Annotated in this window: 17 protein-coding genes; 15 read left to right on the plus strand and 2 right to left on the minus strand. The window is 55.2% G+C overall.

Annotation, left to right across the window (positions count from 1 at the left end):
- Positions 1-68: 68 nt before the first annotated feature.
- Complete coding sequence (locus IQ273_RS01990; protein ID WP_194021503.1) at positions 69-248, minus strand: hypothetical protein; 180 nt, start codon at positions 246-248, stop codon at positions 69-71.
- Between the two features lie 238 nt (positions 249-486).
- Here IQ273_RS01990 and IQ273_RS01995 point away from each other — a divergent pair, with 238 nt between their 5' ends.
- From IQ273_RS01995 to IQ273_RS02025, 7 genes are all read left to right on the plus strand, one after another.
- Positions 487-897 carry a heavy metal-responsive transcriptional regulator gene (locus tag IQ273_RS01995; RefSeq protein ID WP_194021504.1) on the plus strand — a complete coding sequence of 137 codons (411 nt, stop codon included), beginning with the start codon at positions 487-489 and terminating at the stop codon, positions 895-897.
- Positions 898-1,104: 207 nt separating this feature from the next.
- Complete coding sequence (locus IQ273_RS02000; RefSeq protein WP_194021505.1) at positions 1,105-1,479, plus strand: nuclear transport factor 2 family protein; 375 nt, start codon at positions 1,105-1,107, stop codon at positions 1,477-1,479.
- A gap of 183 nt (positions 1,480-1,662) precedes the next feature.
- Positions 1,663-1,950 (plus strand): hypothetical protein, encoded by a 288-nt coding sequence (locus tag IQ273_RS02005; RefSeq protein WP_194021506.1) that lies wholly within the window; start codon positions 1,663-1,665, stop codon positions 1,948-1,950.
- Positions 1,951-2,024: 74 nt separating this feature from the next.
- Positions 2,025-2,333: a hypothetical protein gene (locus IQ273_RS02010; protein WP_194021507.1), complete on the plus strand. Its 309-nt coding sequence runs from the start codon at positions 2,025-2,027 to the stop codon at positions 2,331-2,333.
- A 49-nt stretch (positions 2,334-2,382) separates the two neighbouring features.
- Entirely contained in the window at positions 2,383-3,681 is a 1,299-nt protein-coding gene (locus tag IQ273_RS02015; RefSeq protein WP_194021508.1) for an efflux RND transporter periplasmic adaptor subunit, read from the plus strand.
- A 113-nt stretch (positions 3,682-3,794) separates the two neighbouring features.
- Positions 3,795-6,917 (plus strand): efflux RND transporter permease subunit, encoded by a 3,123-nt coding sequence (locus IQ273_RS02020; RefSeq protein WP_194021509.1) that lies wholly within the window; start codon positions 3,795-3,797, stop codon positions 6,915-6,917.
- Between the two features lie 156 nt (positions 6,918-7,073).
- Positions 7,074-8,570, plus strand: a complete 1,497-nt coding sequence (locus IQ273_RS02025; RefSeq protein WP_194021510.1) for a multicopper oxidase family protein — start codon at positions 7,074-7,076, stop codon at positions 8,568-8,570.
- Positions 8,571-8,674: 104 nt separating this feature from the next.
- Here IQ273_RS02025 and IQ273_RS02030 read toward each other — a convergent pair whose 3' ends face one another.
- Positions 8,675-9,349, minus strand: coding sequence for a DUF305 domain-containing protein (locus IQ273_RS02030; RefSeq protein WP_194021511.1), 675 nt, complete (start codon positions 9,347-9,349; stop codon positions 8,675-8,677).
- 214 nt (positions 9,350-9,563) lie between these two features.
- On the opposite strand from IQ273_RS02030, the gene IQ273_RS02035 reads away from it, so the two are divergent.
- From IQ273_RS02035 to IQ273_RS02070, 8 genes are all read left to right on the plus strand, one after another.
- On the plus strand, positions 9,564-9,932 hold the full coding sequence (locus tag IQ273_RS02035; RefSeq protein ID WP_194021512.1) for a four-helix bundle copper-binding protein: 369 nt from the start codon (positions 9,564-9,566) through the stop codon (positions 9,930-9,932).
- Between the two features lie 347 nt (positions 9,933-10,279).
- Positions 10,280-10,903 carry an FMN-dependent NADH-azoreductase gene (locus tag IQ273_RS02040; RefSeq protein WP_194021513.1) on the plus strand — a complete coding sequence of 208 codons (624 nt, stop codon included), beginning with the start codon at positions 10,280-10,282 and terminating at the stop codon, positions 10,901-10,903.
- 185 nt (positions 10,904-11,088) lie between these two features.
- The gene (locus tag IQ273_RS02045; protein WP_228052230.1) at positions 11,089-11,619 is read left to right on the plus strand and encodes a DoxX family protein; all 531 of its coding nucleotides are present in this window, start codon (positions 11,089-11,091) and stop codon (positions 11,617-11,619) included.
- Positions 11,620-12,047: 428 nt separating this feature from the next.
- Positions 12,048-12,590, plus strand: coding sequence for a DUF2808 domain-containing protein (locus tag IQ273_RS02050; protein ID WP_194021514.1), 543 nt, complete (start codon positions 12,048-12,050; stop codon positions 12,588-12,590).
- Between the two features lie 194 nt (positions 12,591-12,784).
- Positions 12,785-12,979: a heavy-metal-associated domain-containing protein gene (locus IQ273_RS02055; protein WP_194021515.1), complete on the plus strand. Its 195-nt coding sequence runs from the start codon at positions 12,785-12,787 to the stop codon at positions 12,977-12,979.
- Positions 12,980-13,036: 57 nt separating this feature from the next.
- Positions 13,037-15,289 carry a heavy metal translocating P-type ATPase gene (locus IQ273_RS02060; RefSeq protein WP_194021516.1) on the plus strand — a complete coding sequence of 751 codons (2,253 nt, stop codon included), beginning with the start codon at positions 13,037-13,039 and terminating at the stop codon, positions 15,287-15,289.
- A gap of 216 nt (positions 15,290-15,505) precedes the next feature.
- On the plus strand, positions 15,506-16,477 hold the full coding sequence (locus tag IQ273_RS02065) for a cupredoxin domain-containing protein (RefSeq protein WP_194021517.1): 972 nt from the start codon (positions 15,506-15,508) through the stop codon (positions 16,475-16,477).
- Between the two features lie 124 nt (positions 16,478-16,601).
- Positions 16,602-17,228 carry a class I SAM-dependent methyltransferase gene (locus tag IQ273_RS02070; RefSeq protein ID WP_313898003.1) on the plus strand — a complete coding sequence of 209 codons (627 nt, stop codon included), beginning with the start codon at positions 16,602-16,604 and terminating at the stop codon, positions 17,226-17,228.
- The last annotated feature ends 92 nt before the right edge of the window (positions 17,229-17,320 follow it).

A 17,320-nucleotide genomic window follows, 5' to 3' on the forward strand; every position in this document is an offset into this window, starting at 1 on the left:
GTCTAGTATCAAACCTGATGGCCAATGCCATTCAGTACAAACCACCAGGTGGTTCAGTCGTCATCAGTTTATCCACCCATAATCGCACCGCCACCATCGCTATCAAAGTTATAGGCCTTAGGATTCCTCCTAAAGAATAAAGCCGTGTTTTTGAACGCTCCTATCGGGTGAACAGCGATCGCGCCTGCAAAACAGGCGATACGGGACTGGGGCTCGCCATTGCCCAGGCCATTGTGCAGCGGCACCACGGGTAACTTTCCGTAGACAGTGCGATCGGCCAGGGCAGCCTATTTACCGTTTCACTTCCCTATGTGCACCGTTGAGAGTCCAAGGCAGTCTCCAAGAAACTACTACAGCGCCCAACCTGGAGCCAAGAAGGATAGTTTGAGTTAGAACCCTAGCCTGAGCCAAAGTTGCAACATTGTCCCTTGACTCTCCAGATGGCTGGAGAGTTTAGGATGGATTTAATCCTTGATGAGGTCAGCCATGCTCACCGAAGCTCCTCCCAAACTCATTGGCGCTGTCGCTAAGAAAAGCGGCCTACCCGTTAAAACCATCCGCTACTACGACGAGATCGGCCTGCTCAAAACCGCCGGTCGCACCGAGGGCGGCTATCGGGTTTTTGCGGAAGATGTCTTTACCCGGCTGGGCTTTATTCGGCGTGCCCAGAGCCTTGGCCTCACCCTGACCGAAGTCAAAGAGTTTCTGGAAGTGCATGATCAAGGGGACTTACCCTGCTCCCATATCCAAGTCAAGCTAGAGGACAAGCTGACCGAGATCGAAGAAAAAATTCAGCAGCTTCAACTGCTGAAACATGAGCTATCTGGGCTTCTGTCTGGGTGGCAGAGCATTGCCACTAAAACAGACGAAGCCATCTGTCCGATTATTGAAAACTAGAAAATTTATCTTTACTTCAATAAGTAATAAATGCGGAACTGGGTCTATTGAATAGGCCCAGTTTTTTGTTTGAAAATCTTCTCTTGACACTCCAGTTAAGAGGAAGCCTTAGAGTGAGACTATGCCTAGTAAGTCGGGAATGAAAATCCTGCAAAGGGCTATGGAATACACCAGAATTCACGTCTGAAACTAACTGAAAGGAAAATTATGACGACTCAAGTGAACACTGAAATCAGTCTGCCAGCTGTCTTTGAGGATATTTGCCAGCTCGTACTCAAAGGCAGCGCGATGGAAGCCTTTGAGAAATACTACGCTGATACGGTAGTCATGCAAGAAAATGACGAACCCGCCACCGTTGGCAAAGAGGCTAACCGTCGCCGAGAAGAAGACTTCTTTGCCAAAATTCTTGACTTTCACGAAGCCAAACCCAAGAACGTGGCCTTTACTGAGGACACAATTTTCTCTGAATGGTATCTAGACTATACCCATGCCGAATGGGGGCGACGCACCTATCACCAGGTTTCGGTACAGCAGTGGCAGGGTGGCCAAGTGATTCACGAGCGCTTTTACTATGGATCTTAGCTAGCCTGAGTCTGAAAGTCTATTGAACGAATTTATTTACCAGCTTTAGCTGGGTTGAAAGGTCTGCGATCGCAGACCTTTTTTATTGCCTAAAAATTCTTCAAATTAACTCTTGACTGTCCAGCTGACTGGAAACTGTATGGTTTACCTATATTTAATTTAACCGCTGTTGAGGAACTTCTGATGAGCACTAATACCAACGGACTTAATACAGATTCTGGCTTTGCTCAAGAATGGTTTGAGCTGGTTGACGAAAGGCCTAAGAGATGGAATTTTAGGCAGGCCGTTCACCGGATTTGGCATGGCGTAATTGAGCTATTTACTCCATCAAGCGAGCTGAAGATTTTCACAGGTCGCGATCGCTACGGCAATACCTATTACCGAGTCTATGACGTGTTGACTCAAGGTTTCCATCGATTTGAGTCTGAGGATGAGGTGCGCATTTGGCTAGAGCAACGCTATTACCGCTGAATGAGCTACCTGATTGATTTTCCAAGTCCGAGCCGATGTTCTATCTAGTATTTCCATCGAAAAAGGAGTCCGTTATGCATGAAATCCCGCCTGATAGCCCTAACATTTACCGCAAACTGGAATGGGTTGAGTCATCCCTGGTCAATAGGCCAAAATCACCGGTTGGAGCATTATTTAGCTGGCTTTCACGTACCTCTAGAGAACTCTCTTTTGCGCTGTTTGGAGAGATGGAGCCGCGAGTTTGGGAGTACGTCGATCGCACCGGTCAGAGTTGGTGGATGATTCAAGACTCCCTGGCCGACGAGCCGTTTCGATCGCTCTCCATTAACGACGTTCGCATTTGGTTAGAGCAGCAATATCTGGCCAGTCCTGACGATATGTAGGCGGCTTTGTAACCTGCCCCGACAAAGACCCATTACTCTCCAATTAGCTATGGATGCCTTTGATTTTCCTATTTCTGAAGCCGAGACAGAGCCAGCGACAAGCTCCCCGAAACGATCGCGATGGAAGCGCCTCTGGCTCATCTTTATCCTAATCTGGCTCACGGGCGGCAGCTTTGAACTGTGGCGCTGGTGGCAAAAGCAGGACGCGGTACCCGTCGCCCAGGCGCAGCAGCCCCCCATGCCCGTGCAAACCCTGACGGTGCAGGCTGTGAGTCTGGCGGAAACAACGGAGTTTGTGGCCAGTTTGCGATCGCACCAATCCGTCCTGCTCCGCCCCCAGGTGCAGGGGCAGGTAGCGCAAATTCGAGTGCGGTCGGGCGATCGCGTCACCGCTGGCACGGTGCTGGTTGAAATCAATCCCCAGCAACAGCAAGCCCTGGTGAGTGGGGCCACTGCCGCCGCCGAGTCGGCCCAGGCCAGTATTGCCAATGCCAGAGCTGGCCTGCAAGCCTTAGAAGCGCAGCGGGTGGCCAAGTTTACCGAGGTGCAATATGCCCAGCAAGAGTACGACCGCTTTGCCACCCTGGCTGAGGCTGGAGCGGTTTCTCGACAAATGCGCGACCAGTACGCCCAGCAGCTCGAAGTGGCCCGCGCCCTGCTGAATGCGATGGATGAGCAGATCCGCGCTCAGCAGGCCACCATTGCCCAGGCCGAGCAGTCTTGGCAGTCGGCCCAGGCCCAAACCCAGGCGCAGCAGTCCCAGTTAGCCTATTTTCAAATCACCGCTCCCTTTACCGGGGTGGTGGGCGATATTCCCGTCAAGGTGGGCGAGGTGGTCAGTCCCGGCACGGCGCTGATTGGGCTGGCCAAGAACAACTCCCTGGAGGTGAATTTCTCCGTTCCGGCGGAGCGGGCGGCATTGCTGCAACCGGGTAGCCCCGTGGAACTGGTGGATGGCCAGGGACAAACCCTGGGCACCAGTCAGGTTGAGTTCATTGCCCCCAATGCCGACCCTGCGACGCAGCTGGTGTTAGTGAAGGCGCTGTTGCCCAACCCGAAAGGCAACCTGCGGGCCGATCAGTTTGTGCAAGCCCGCATTACCTGGAGTCAGCGCCAGGGCACCCGTGTGCCAACCACTGCCGTAACCCATTTAGGCAGTGAATCCTTTGTGTTTGTTGCGGAGTCTGGGGCAGAGGGCACAGTGGCGCGGCAGCGATCGTTGCAACTGGGCGAAATCGAAGATAACCAGTACCAGGTGATCGAGGGGCTAGAGCCCGGCGAAGCGGTAATCACCACGGGGGTTCTGATGCTGCGCGACGGTGCGCCTGTTAGCCCTATTGAGAATTGAGATTTTCGGACGCGAACGGTGCGTTCCGGCCCAAGCAAAGTTCCAACCAACCGTGAATCAGCATTTCTTCAGAAAACCTTACCAGCCCCCCTACTACACCCAGAGGTGACTCCATGTTTACGGACTTCTTTATCAAAAAGCCTGTCTTTGCTATTGTCTGTGCCCTGGTCATCCTGGTGGTGGGGTTGATCAGCCTGCCGCTGCTGCCCATTGAGCAGTATCCCGATATCAGCCCCGTGCAGATTACCGTCACTGCCAACGCTGTCGGGGCCAACGCCCAGGTGGTGGAAGAAACCGTGACCAACGTGCTAGAGCGCCAGATCAACGGCGTGGAAGGGATGCGCTACATCAGCTCCACCAGCAGCAACGACGGCACCAGCACCATCGTCGTCACCTTTCACCAGGGGTACGACATTGATGTGGCGGCCTCGGATGTGCAGAATCGGGTATTGCAAGTAGAACCCCAGCTGCCGGAGGCGGTGCGGCAAACAGGGGTACAGGTGTCGAAGCAGTCTAGCTCGATTGTGCTGGCGATGGCCCTCTACAGCGAGGACGATCGCTACGACGACACCTTCATCAGTAACTATGCCGATCTCTATGTGCTCGATGATCTGCGGCGAATTCCTGGCGTGGGGGCGATCGTCCCCTTTGGCGAGCGGCGCTACGCCATGCGTATCTGGCTTGACCCCAATCGCCTCGCCAGTCGCCAGCTCACGGCCCAGGATGTGATCACCGCCCTGCGTCGGCAGAATGTGCAGCTGGGGGTGGGCAGCATCGGTCAACCGCCGAACGATGACGGGCAGCTTTACCAGCTCGATCTGCAAACCCTGGGACGGCTGAGCAGCCCGGCAGAATTTGAGAACGTGGTGCTCAAGGCAGGGGCGGCGGGCGATCTGGTCAAGCTGAAGGATGTGGGCCGGGCCGAGTTGGGAGCCGAGCGCTACAGCACCTTTGCCCGCTACAGCGGTCATCCGGCGGTGGGCTACCAGATTTTGCAAACCCCCGGCAGCAACTCCCTCGCCATTGCCAAAGCCGTCAAAGCCGAGATGACGCGGCTAGCGCAACGCTTTCCCCCAGGGCTAATCTATGAGATTCCCTACGACTCGTCGCGGTTTGTGGAGGCGTCGTTTCGGGAGGTGATTATCACGCTGTTGCAGGCGGTGGTGCTGGTGGTGCTGGTGATCTTTGTGTTTTTGCAAGACTGGCGCACTACAGTGATTCCCGCCATCACGATTCCGGTGTCGCTGGTGGGCACCTTCGCCTTTGTCAAACTCTTTGGCTTTTCCCTCAACAGTCTGACGCTGTTTGGCCTGACCCTGGCGACGGGCATGGTGGTGGATGACGCGATTGTGATTGTGGAAGACATCAGCCGCCTGATTCAAAAGGAAGGTTTATCGCCCGTGCAGGCGGCGATTGCCTCCATGCGGCAGCTCTTTGGCGCGGTGATTGCCACTTCGCTGGTGTTGATGGCGGTGTTTGTGCCAGTGGGCTTTTTCCCCGGTACGGCGGGGCAGCTCTACCAGCAGTTTGCGCTGACGATTGCCTTTGCGATCGCAATTTCCACCCTCAACGCCCTCACCCTTACCCCAGCGCTCTCGGCGCTGCTGCTGCGGGCACAACCGCGTCAAACCGGCTGGCTGGGCTGGATCTACCGCCGCATCAACGGCTTTCTGACCTGGCTAGAGCGCGGCTATCGCTGGAGCCTGGGTCGGCTGACGCAATGGCAGAGCCTCGTTTTGGTCGGGTTTGTGGGCCTGTTAGTGGCGACGGGGTGGCTCTACACCCAGGTGCCCCAGGCCTTTTTGCCCGAAGAAGACCAGGGCTATTTCATCAGCATTTTGCAGGGGCCAGACGGCACCTCCCTCAACTACACCGAGCAGGTGGTGGCCCAGGCCGAGCAGCAGTTGCTGGCGGTGCCAGAGCTGGAAGGCACCTTTGCCATGGGGGGCGTGGGCTTTAACGGCAACACCCCCAACCGGGGCATTCTGTTTGCGCCGCTGAAATCCTGGCAGGAGCGGCGGCAGCCTGAGCAGTCGGTGACGGGCATTCTCAACCGGGTGCGGATGCCGCTGATGGGCATTCCCCAAGCACCGGTGATTGCGGTGAACCCGCCCACTATTCCCAGCCTCGGCAGCGTCGGCGGCTTTGTGTTTCAGCTTCAAGATCGCGACAGCAGCACCTCAGACATTAACGAATTGGATCAAATGAAAGGGGCGATTTTGGCAAAGGCCAACCAGACCCCCGGCTTGCAGGGGGTGTTTAGCCTCTACACCTCCAACGCGCCCCAGCTTCAGGTGGAGGTCAACCGCGATCGCGCCGAAGCTCTGCAAGTCCCCGTCGAGGAGATTTTTGGCACCCTGCAAACCTACCTCGGCTCCCGCTACGTCAACGATTTCAACGCCTTTGGCCGCACCTATCGAGTCTATGTGCAGGCCGATGCCGCCTTCCGCGCCGACCCCGACAGCATTGGGCAGCTATACGTGCGATCGCGATCGGGCGACATGATTCCCCTCAGCGCCCTGGTCACGGTCACCCGCACCACCGGCCCGCAGATCATCAACCACTACAACCTGCACCGCGCCATTGAAATTAACGGTTCAGCGGCTCCCGGCACCAGCTCTGGTGAAGCCATGCAGGCGATGGCGAAGCTAGCGACCGAGGTGCTGCCCCCCAACCTGGGCTTTGAGTGGTCGGGCATTTCCCTCGAAGAACTGGAATCGGGCGGCAAAGCGCCGATCATCTTTGGCCTAGGGATTTTCTTTGTGTTTCTGGTGCTGGCGGCCCAGTACAACAGCTTTGTCGATCCGCTGACGATTATGCTGGCGGTGCCCCTGGCGGTGTTGGGGGCGCTAGCGGCCCAGTCAATGCGCGGGCTGTACAACGACGTGTACTGCCAGGTGGGGCTGGTAATGCTGATTGGTCTGGCCAGTAAAAACGCCATTTTGATCGTGGAGTTTGCCAACCAGCTGCGGGACGAAGGGCTATCCCTCACCCAAGCGGCGGTGCAGGCTTCCCAAGAACGGCTGCGCCCGATTTTGATGACTGCCATCTCGACCCTGTTGGGTATTTATCCGCTGATGGTGGCTACGGGGGCAGGCTCGGCCAGTCGCCAATCGTTGGGTACAGCTATCTTTGGCGGCATGTTGGTGGCGACGGTGCTCACGCTGTTTGTGGTGCCGGTGCTCTATATCGCGATCGGCAACGTGCAACAGCGCGTGATCAAGGCGTTCCGATAGAGCAAGCCCAGGTTTGTGAACTTATCAACGCCCCCTTGACACTCCAGCACACTGGAGTCTCTAGCATAGAGTCATCAAGCTTTTTAACCCCTGTCACGCTGCATTGACGGGCATTTCAACCAATCATTACCCTTCCCTAGGGAAAAGGAAAAGACCATGAAGCGTCGTCATTTTATCGCCCTCGGAGCGGCTGGCATTGGCAGTGCGGCAACCCTCCATTGGGCTGGGAATCGTCCTGTTGCTGATGGATTTTCTGCGATCGCTGCCCCCACTATTTACACCAGCCAAGATGGCCTGCTAGAGGTCGATTTAACCGCTGCGGTGAGCCCAGTACAAGTGGGCGATCGCACCGCCAACCTGCTCAGCTACAACAGCCAAAGCCCCGGCCCCCGGCTAGAGGCCCGCCCCGGCGATACCGTTCGCATTCGCCTGCACAACCAGCTCGATCAGCCCACCAACCTGCACTACCACGGGCTGCACATCACCCCCGAGGGCACAGGCGATAACGTGTTTGTCAGCGTGGCACCAGGCGAAACCTTCACCTACGAATTCACCATTCCCGCCGATCACCCAGCGGGCACATTCTGGTATCACCCCCATCACCACCACCACGCGGCAGAACAGCTCTTTGGCGGATTGGCAGGGCTATTCGTCATTCGCGGCGAACTGGATGAGATTCCTGAGGTGAAAGCTGCCCAGGAGGAATTTATTGTTCTCAGAGATTATGAAATTGACCGAGCGGGCAACGTTCCACCCGCCGATCACATGGCGCTGATGATGGGGCGCGAAGGGTCGCTGGTCACGGTAAACGGTCAGCTTAATCCCAGCTTGAGCGTTCCCCAAGGCGGGTTGCTGCGGCTGCGTTTGCTAAATGCGTCGGCCTCGCGGTTCTATAAGTTGCAGCTAGAGGGGCACCCGTTCCAGTTAATTGCTACGGATGGGGGTGCGATCGCATCCCCCGTCCAAATTCAAGAACTCCTCCTCGCTCCCGGCGAACGGGCCGAAGTTCTGGTGCAGGGCAACCGACAACCGGACACCTACCGCCTGCTCAACCTGCCCTATAACCGCAATGGCATCGGCATGATGGGCGGCATGGGTGGCATGATGGGCGGCGGCCATGGCATGGGCGGCATGATGCACGGTGGCAGGGGTTCCTCCGGTGACGCTCAACCCCTCGCCACCCTGGCCTACAGTGGCTCCGTCGCGGCGCTACCGCTACCCCGTCAGCTAGGCACCGTGGAAACGCTGCCGGAACCGACTGTCACCCGCCGCATCGAGCTTTCCATGACCATGGGGCACGGCATGGGTCAAGGGATGGGCATGGAATTTTGGTTTAACGGCCAGCCCTACGACGAAAAGCGCATCGACATTGAAGCCCAGCTCGGCACCGTGGAAGAGTGGGAACTTGCTAACGTTGATCCTGACTTGATGGATCACCCCTTCCATTTACACGTCAACCCGTTCCAGGTGGTGAGTCGCAGTGGGCAGCCTGAACCCTACCGCGCCTGGAAAGATACGGTGTTGGTGAAGGGCGGCGAAACAGTACGGATTCGCGTGCCTTTCCGCACCTTTGCGGGCAAGACGGTCTACCACTGCCACATCCTCGACCACGAGGACTTGGGCATGATGGGCAACCTGCAAATTTCGGCTTAGGGCACCGGTTCAGAAACCCGGCTTCTTGCCCAGAATGCGGGTATGCCCTGGGAGCAGTGACGAAGAAACCGGGTTTTTAGCGCTACTGCGGGAGGGCGATCGCCCTACTGGCCGTACCAGCCTTGCCGCCACTGGGTCATCTGGTCGATTTCGACCTGCTGGCTGGCGATAATGGCTTCCGCCAACGCCTGGACTTCAGAACGGCTGCTCTTAGCTAGCGCTTCTTGCGCCATAGTCAACGCCCCCTCATGGTGGGGAATCATGGCGTTGATAAAGCGTAGGTCGTACTCATCGTCAGCGGCACCGAGATCCATATTCATCATCATGGCTGACATCATATCTGCACTCATGGGCATCATGTGACCCATCTCGGCGTGATACATGACCGGGTCTGCCGGAGCGTCAGGGTACCAGGCTTGCCGCCAGGCCTGCATTTCAGCAATTTCGGTCTGTTGAGCCGCAATAATCTCGCTAGCCAGGGTTTGAATTTCGGGACGGGTAGAGTTTTGCTGGGCGTCCTCTGCCATTACGACCGCGCCCTGGTGGTGCATGATCATGGCGTCGATGAAGCGCAGGTCAAAGCTTTCGTCGGCGGGGCCGAGATCCATGCTGCCGTGATCCATCATGCCGCTACCCTCCATCTGGCCCATGCCGCCGTGATCCATCTGGGCGGTTTCGGTAGATGGCTCAACTGCCGCGTCGCGGGAGTTAGCGCAGGCGGGCAGACCAACGGCGGCGGTAAGGCCGAGCAGGGCGATCGCAGCTAGTTTCAGTGTCATTTCAGTACCTCTTTCGCTGGCATGGTGCGCATTTACCACTACGGCAGCGTGCCACGCAAAAATGAAATCAGGATGAAATGTGAGCTGTTGACGGTATGAAATATTGAATTTGGTAATCTCTCTCAATAGCTAGATTTGGTGGTTTCTAGTCTCTCTTTAAGTTAGAGAGAAGACCGAAATGATCAGGATCTTGTAAAGGCTAGAGAGGTAAATTATGCCGATTCAAACCCTCAAATTACACAACCTAAATGACGAGATGCAGCAGTGCATTCAAAACTGCCTCGATTGCCACAGCATCTGTCTCAACACCATCACCTACTGCCTAGAGCAGGGCGGTCACCACGCCGAGCCGTCCCACATTCGCCTGATGATGGACTGCGTGGAGAGCTGCCAAACCAGCGCCAATTTCATGTTGCGCGGCTCTGACCTGCATGCTCATTTTTGCGGGGCCTGTGCGGAGGTGTGCGATCGCTGCGCCGAGGACTGCGCCAGCATGGGCGACGATACCCAAATGCAGGCCTGCGCCGAGATGTGCCGCCGCTGTGCAGAAACTTGCCGCCGCATGAGCATGGCAATGGCCTAATCTAGGCTGGCTTTAGACTTGTCCACGCAGCACAGGTACAAGCCATAAAATCTAACCGCTAACGCAGTGAGGGGCATAGTCTTTATGCCCCTCATTGTTGTTTCAAGACGCAATAAAAATAATAATTAACCGCCTTACAAATTGTTTGATCTAGACCCCTTGACTCTCCAGCATACTGGAGCCCCCAAGATAGACCCATACACATTGAGAGATTTGCCATGAGCATTCTATTTACTGTTCCAGATCTAGCCTGTTCTACTCCCCTAGCTCCCCTTGATCATAGGCATTCACATTAGAGCCCAGTCTTCCCTTCTCATCATCCTCAGTCAACCTATCAGAGAAGCCCCATGAAACTGCTAGAAATTCAGACCAGCGTTCGTCAGGATCGATCAGTAACTCGCACCCTAGCATCCAAATTTATTTACCAATGGCAGGCCTATCATCCCAAAGCTCAGCATTACCTGCGGGACTTGGGGGCACAACCCCCTGCCTTAATTACCAATGACTGGGTAGCCGCTAACTTAACTCCAGCATCCGACCAGACCGACGAAACTAGGGCATTGTTAGCCACCTCAGATACCTTAATTGCTGAGCTATTTGCGTCCGATCGCCTGGTGCTGGGAGTCCCAATGTATAACTTTGGTATTCCCGCACACTTGAAAGCTTACTTCGATCAGATAATTCGGGTTGGCCATACCGTAGACTACAATCGCGACACACAAACCTTTGAGGGTCGCCTCACCGATAAGAAGGCCATCATTATTAGCTCTCGGGCTGGAAAATATACCCCTGAAACACCAGAGAGTGCAATGGATTTTTGCGTACCCTATCTACAGTTCATCTTGAGCTTTTTGGGCATTCAGGATGTGGAGTACGTTGAGGTTCCCTATCAAGGGATGGGCGATGATCAGCAGCAAAAAGCCACTGAAGCCTCGATTGCCCGCCTAATGGAACTAGCCAAAACTTGGTAGCTCTGACCTTTCGCTTTTCTATAGTGTTTCTCACGTCTTTGGACAACAGGTAGCAGAACCCTTTAGCGTTTCTCGATCTAGTGAGATGTAGGCAAGGGGCTTAAGTCCCTTATTATCGAAAGACTTTCCTCGGCAAGGTCCATCTCATTAGCCAGGGAAACGCTATATTTCTGATACCCAATTCATTGGCCTTGCAAGTATCGCAACTAGAGCCAATCACATTCTCTGATACCGATTACCGCATTGGATTATTTGTCATGAAGCAACCTTCTTCTCGTTCATTTCCCTTTGAGCCAAACGCTGACCAACGAGCTATAGCAACAGGGCTACACGCTACTCGTAATCTATTGCCGTTGGTTGCTCGCATTCTACTAGTCGCTATCTTCCTGTTGTCTGGTGCCAATAAAATCCTCCATCCAGCAGACACCCAGGCCTATATGGCTGCTTTCGGTATGCCGCTGACCTGGCTGTTTTTGCCCGCTGCAATTGTTTTAGAATTGCTCGGCGCTATGTCTGTTCTACTGGGCATTTATCCTCGATTGGGGGCCGCTGCACTAGCATTCTTTACCCTGCTGACTGGCTTTATCTTCCACAGCAATTTTGGTGACCCCCTAGAGCAGGTTATGTTCATGAAAAATTTGGCCATGGCGGGAGGACTTTTGCTGATTGTGCAATACGGCGTGGGCAACGCCGTCTGGCGTTTTCGAGGACGATAATCCCCGTAAACGTTTCTCGGAACGGTGCGATCGCTGGTTAGTTTGCGGATTCGGTAATGGCCAAATGCTGGATAAGAGTCGCTGATTTAGCTCATTCCTGCTACGGGGCTGGCCTGTTGCCTGAGCGGGGATAGGCCAAGCTGTCATCCTTGCACCTAATTCATAACATTATTGACTTCCTATGGCGTATTTTTGATGCCATAGGAAGTCATTCATTTTAAAGGGAAATAACTGATAGCCATAGCTTTTATTTGGCGAATATCCGATTGGTTTTATACCTCTATTCGCTAAAGAATAAGGGGCTTAAGCCCTTTGTCCATGGCACATCTTACTGAAACTCATGATCTCGATTTTATTTTCCGAAAATGCTTGACATTCCACCAAGCTGGAAACTGTAAGGTTGTAGAGTCGAGCTAGGAAATAGCATTATGAAACGCATCGTAAATACCCTGTCTATTAGCGCTTTGTCTGTACTCAGCGCAGTCGCATTAAATGTGTCTGCACGGGCAGAGACTTTTGATATTGCAGAGGTTTCGTTTGACCATAGCCCCCATTTAGCTGAAGTGACGACTATGGATCAGACACCGTTTCAAGGAGGTCGTTACCATTTTGTTATTCATGTTCCTGATCATGCTGGCGAAGCCCTTAAGGCTATTCTCATTGCCCCTCAAGACCGCGCAGCCCAAATTGATTTTGACCTGAATGCTACCACCGTCCACCGAGGAGGTGCCTATGCCAATGGTGAGCGTCTTAACTTAGTTAGTCTAGGAGGTGAGGCTGAAAATTCTGAGGAGATCTGGGTCGTTTTTGATCAGCCAGTAGCCCCTGGTGAAACCGTAACGGTGACCTTAGAAACGACCAGCAATCCTACGGATGGAGTCTACCTCTTTGGCGTAACAGCCTATCCCGATGAAGATGACGGTGTGGGTCAGTTCTTGGGGTATGGCCGCATCCAAATCTATGGATATTGACCTCGATTGACCGGCTGCGCCCTACTTTAACTGACCCATAGAAGGCAGATGTCGTTGCTGGCTTCAGAATGACATCTGCAACCTTGGGATTCACCTGATTTAAAGGTGCAGCAGCAAAAACCTTGACTCCCCCCTTGACTCTCCAGCGCACTGGAGCCTCCAAGATAAATCCATACAGCATTTAGAGGTTTGTTATGTCCCTTTCCTTCACCGTTCCCAACCTGGCTTGTTCTTCCTGTGTCAAGGCTGTAACCCAAGCCATTCAAACGATTGACCGCACCGCTCAGGTCAACGCCGATCCCAAAACCAAGCAGGTCAACGTTACCACTGCCGCCACCGAGGCGGTCATTAAGCAGGCCATTATCGACGCTGGCTATACCGTGGCCTAGTTCTGCCGTTCAGTCATTGATTCTGACCAGCCATTGATCCCGATAAGGAGGATATCGATGCAAAACCAACTCTTAAAGCTGCGGGGCATGAGCTGCGCCGCCTGTGCCAGCACCATTGAAGATGCCATTCGCAGCGTCCCCGGTGTCGAGGCGTGCAGCGTGAATTTTGGCGCTGAGCAGGCCGCCGTCACCTACGACCCCCACCAGACCAACCTCACCCACATTCAGGCAGCGGTGGATGAGGCGGGCTACACCGCCCAGCCCATGAGCGAAGACCCCCTCGCCGCCGAGGACGATGCCGAGCGGCGGGAGCGCGAGGCCGAAAACCGCCAGCTTACCCGCAAAGCCGTCTTTAGCCTAATCATTGGCGGCATTCTGGTCGTCGGCTCGCTGCCGATGATGCTGGGCCTGCCGATTCCGTTTATTCCGATGTGGCTGCACAACCCCTGGTTGCAGCTGGTGCTGACGGCCCCGGTGCTGTTTTGGGCCGGAAATTCCTTTTTTATCAACGCCTGGAAGGCTTTGAAGCGTCACTCCGCCAGCATGGATACCCTGGTAGCGGTGGGCACGGGTACGGCGTTTCTCTACTCGCTGTTTCCCACGATTTACCCCCAGTGGTTCATTGCCCAGGGGCTGAACCCCGACGTGTATTTTGAAGCAGCGGCGGTGATTGTTGCCCTGATTTTGCTAGGGCGACTGCTGGAGAACCGCGCTAAGGGCCAGACCTCCGAGGCGATTCGTAAGCTGATGGGCTTGCAGGCCAAAACCGCCCGAGTCATTCGCGAGGGCCGCGAGTACGACATTCCCATTGCCGAAGTAGTTCTGGGCGACGTGATTTTGGTGCGGCCTGGGGAGAAAATTCCCGTCGATGGCGAAATTATTGACGGCGCGTCCACCCTGGATGAAGCGATGGTGACGGGCGAAAGCGTGCCCGTGCAGAAAACCGTCGGCGATGAGGTGATCGGCGCAACGCTGAATAAAACCGGCAGCTTTAAGTTCCGCGCCACCCGCATCGGCAAAGACACGTTCCTGGCGCAGATCGTCAAGCTGGTGCAGCAGGCCCAGGCGTCGAAAGCCCCGATTCAAAAGCTGGCCGACCAAGTGACGGCGTGGTTTGTACCGGCGGTGATTGCGATCGCGATTCTCACCTTCATCGTCTGGTACAACGTCATGGGCAATGTCACGATGGCGCTAATTACCACCGTAGGCGTGCTGATTATTGCCTGCCCCTGTGCTTTAGGATTAGCCACGCCGACCTCAATTATGGTGGGCACAGGCAAAGGGGCCGAGAACGGCATTCTGATTAAAGGGGCCGACAGCCTAGAGCTGGCCCACAAAATCCAAACCATTGTGCTGGATAAAACGGGCACCATCACCCAGGGCAAACCCACTGTGACGGATTACGTGACCCTCAACGGCACCGCCACCGAACTGCACCTGCTGACGCTGGCGGGCTCGCTGGAACGCAACTCTGAGCATCCCCTGGCCGAGGCCGTGGCCCAGTATGCCCAGGCCCAGGGCGCAACGCTGACCGATGCCAAAAACTTTGAAGCCGTTGCGGGCAGTGGGGTTCAGGGTTTGGTAGAAGGTCGCAGAGTTCAGATTGGCACCCACCGCTGGATGGCCGAATTGGGCATTGCTACCGATCGCCTGCAAACCCAGTGGGACAGACTAGAATCCCTCGGTCGCACCGTGGTGTGGCTGGCGGTGGATGGTCAGGTCGAAGCGCTACTGGCGATCGCCGATGCCGTCAAGCCCTCCTCTGTTGCCGCTATTGCCACCCTGCAACGGATGGGGCTGGAAGTGGTGATGCTGACCGGCGATAACCGCCGCACCGCCGAGGCGATCGCCCGCGAAGTCGGCATACGCCGCGTCTTTGCCGAAGTACGCCCCGACCAAAAGGCTGCCCAGGTCGAAAGCTTACAGCAGGAAGGCAAGATTGTGGCGATGGTGGGTGACGGCATCAACGATGCCCCCGCCCTAGCCCAGGCGGATGTGGGTATGGCCATTGGTACAGGCACCGATGTGGCGATCGCCGCCAGCGACATCACCCTGATCTCCGGCGACCTGCACGGCATCGTCACCGCCATTCAGCTCTCCCGCGCCACCATGGCCAACATTCGCCAAAACCTGTTCTTTGCTTTCATCTACAACGTCGCGGGCATCCCGATCGCAGCGGGCATTCTCTACCCCTTCTTTGGCTGGCTGCTCAGCCCAATTATCGCTGGGGCAGCGATGGCTCTGAGCTCGGTGTCGGTGGTGACGAACGCGCTTAGGTTGCGGAACTTTCGCCCGAAGTTGCAAGGGTGATGGAGTAACGGGGGGATGAGGTGTTTGAGTCATCGAGAACGCAAAACTCCCTTGCTCCTCTTACCCCCTCATCCCTGCCCTTCACCGCTCATAAAAGGACTTCTCCCATGATGACCCACTTCTCTTCTTCTTCCTTCGCCCTACTCACCGGATTCGGTTTCTTAGTGGGCGCACTGTCAGGACTTGTTGTTAACGTCTTTGCTTAGGAGCATCCCCATGAAAATAAGACACCTTACCCTCACCAGTTTGGCCAGCTTGGCGATGGTCGCTACCCTCGCGAGCGGCACCTCGGCCCAGGTCAACCATGACACCATGACCGATCACGCTTCAGAGCCAACCGGGCAGTTTCAGCGCATTGAGCAACCGCTGTGGTCTAGAGTCGCCGTTACTGGAGCGGGCTTAAGCCTCATTGGGCTAGAGCTGTGGTGGTTCCTGCTCAGCAAGCCTAAGTCACGCCAAGCCACGGTCACCGGCGGGGTGCAAGAGGTGACTGTTACCGTCGATGGCGGTTACGACCCTAGCTACATCGTGGTGCAGACCGGGCAGCCAGTGCGGCTCAACTTCTACCGCAAAGACCCCAGCAGTTGCTTAGAAGAAGTGCGCTTCCCAGACTTTCGCATTGCTCAGGCGCTGCCAGTGAACCAGACGACAGCGATCGAGTTCACCCCCACTCAGCCCGGTCGTTACGAGTTTGCCTGCGGCATGAATATGTTTCGCGGCACCGTCGAAGTGGTGGCCGAGGACGGAGACGCAATTTCCCCTGTAGCTACAGCCACAGCAGAACCTACCGACCATCAGCACCATCCTTCAGAGGCAACCACCACCACAGCCGCCGTTGCTTCTGACGATGGAACGGCGGAGACGCTCACCCCAGAGGGCATTCAAACCGCTACGGTGACGGCGGCGAAGGGCTACCAACCCAACCGTATTGTTGTCGAAGCGGGTCGGCCTGTGCGGCTCGACTTTCGGCGCGATACCCCCAGCGGCTGCTACAGCGAACTGCTGATTCCTGACTTTGGCATTGCGGTGGATCTCCCCGAAGGCAAAACGGTGCCAGTGGAATTCACGCCTACCCAACCAGGCGATTACGAGTTTATGTGCGGCATGAAAATGAACTTTGGCACTATTGAGGTGCGCCCTGGGGCAGGCTTCCTCAATGGCAAAACTCCTGTCCATGCTACTGCCTAATCCAAGGAAATTGTTAGAGAGCCGGGTTTCTTTAAGCGTCCCTTCACTTACTGGAGCGGTAATATCGTGACCCGGCTTCTATCAAGTCTAATGTCTCTAAGAAGCCCAAGGTAATGCTGAGGATATATGGATGAGTGAATCAACTGTCAGACAGCAATACAATGAATTGGCGTCAGTATACGATCGCCGCTGGCAGCATTACATCGCGAAAATGTTGCGGTTTCTAAAGCAATGGGCCATGATTCCAGCGGAAGCCAGGGTGCTTGACCTAGCCTGCGGGACAGGAGAATTTGAGCGATTGCTATTGCAAGACAGCCCAGACCAGCTGATCACGGGGATAGATATTTCCGAGCAGATGCTAGCGATCGCCCATCAAAAGCTCAAACCCTATCCCAATGTCTCCCTGCAACTCGCTACTGCTTCAGATCTCCCCTTCGCTGACCGCAGCTTTGATGTCATCGTTTCCGCCAACTCGTTTCATTACTTTGATAATCCTGAGCTTGCCCTAAAAGAAATAAAGCGCGTTGTGACGCCGGGGGGCAGGGTAGTTATTTTAGATTGGTGTAAAGATTATTTTGTTTGTCGGGTGTGTGATGCCCTGCTTCAGCGCTTCGACCCAGCCCATCAACAGTGTTACACCCAAGCTGAATTTCATCATTCACTCAATGCTACAGGCTTTAAGATTCAGCAAGCAACGAAGGGACGCTTTGGACTGATCTGGGGATTGATGGTGGTAACGGCTGTGCCGTGATCAATTTCAATTTCATTGTGGTTTCATTATCAGGTGGTATTTTCTGGTAGCGATGTGGTGCAACGACTTGCTGCGATCGCGCCTTCCGTTAG

Source organism: Nodosilinea sp. LEGE 07298, assembly GCF_015207265.1.
Taxonomy (GTDB): Bacteria; Cyanobacteriota; Cyanobacteriia; order Phormidesmidales; family Phormidesmidaceae; genus Nodosilinea.

Coding starts and splice junctions, on each gene's coding strand:
- IQ273_RS01995 (WP_194021504.1), top strand. CDS start 487: ATGCTCACCGAAGCTCCTCCCAAACTCATTGGCGCTGTCGCTAAGAAA.
- IQ273_RS02000 (WP_194021505.1), top strand. CDS start 1,105: ATGACGACTCAAGTGAACACTGAAATCAGTCTGCCAGCTGTCTTTGAG.
- IQ273_RS02005 (WP_194021506.1), top strand. CDS start 1,663: ATGAGCACTAATACCAACGGACTTAATACAGATTCTGGCTTTGCTCAA.
- IQ273_RS02010 (WP_194021507.1), top strand. CDS start 2,025: ATGCATGAAATCCCGCCTGATAGCCCTAACATTTACCGCAAACTGGAA.
- IQ273_RS02015 (WP_194021508.1), top strand. CDS start 2,383: ATGGATGCCTTTGATTTTCCTATTTCTGAAGCCGAGACAGAGCCAGCG.
- IQ273_RS02020 (WP_194021509.1), top strand. CDS start 3,795: ATGTTTACGGACTTCTTTATCAAAAAGCCTGTCTTTGCTATTGTCTGT.
- IQ273_RS02025 (WP_194021510.1), top strand. CDS start 7,074: ATGAAGCGTCGTCATTTTATCGCCCTCGGAGCGGCTGGCATTGGCAGT.
- IQ273_RS02030 (WP_194021511.1), bottom strand. CDS start 9,349: ATGACACTGAAACTAGCTGCGATCGCCCTGCTCGGCCTTACCGCCGCC.
- IQ273_RS02035 (WP_194021512.1), top strand. CDS start 9,564: ATGCCGATTCAAACCCTCAAATTACACAACCTAAATGACGAGATGCAG.
- IQ273_RS02040 (WP_194021513.1), top strand. CDS start 10,280: ATGAAACTGCTAGAAATTCAGACCAGCGTTCGTCAGGATCGATCAGTA.
- IQ273_RS02050 (WP_194021514.1), top strand. CDS start 12,048: ATGAAACGCATCGTAAATACCCTGTCTATTAGCGCTTTGTCTGTACTC.
- IQ273_RS02055 (WP_194021515.1), top strand. CDS start 12,785: ATGTCCCTTTCCTTCACCGTTCCCAACCTGGCTTGTTCTTCCTGTGTC.
- IQ273_RS02060 (WP_194021516.1), top strand. CDS start 13,037: ATGCAAAACCAACTCTTAAAGCTGCGGGGCATGAGCTGCGCCGCCTGT.
- IQ273_RS02065 (WP_194021517.1), top strand. CDS start 15,506: ATGAAAATAAGACACCTTACCCTCACCAGTTTGGCCAGCTTGGCGATG.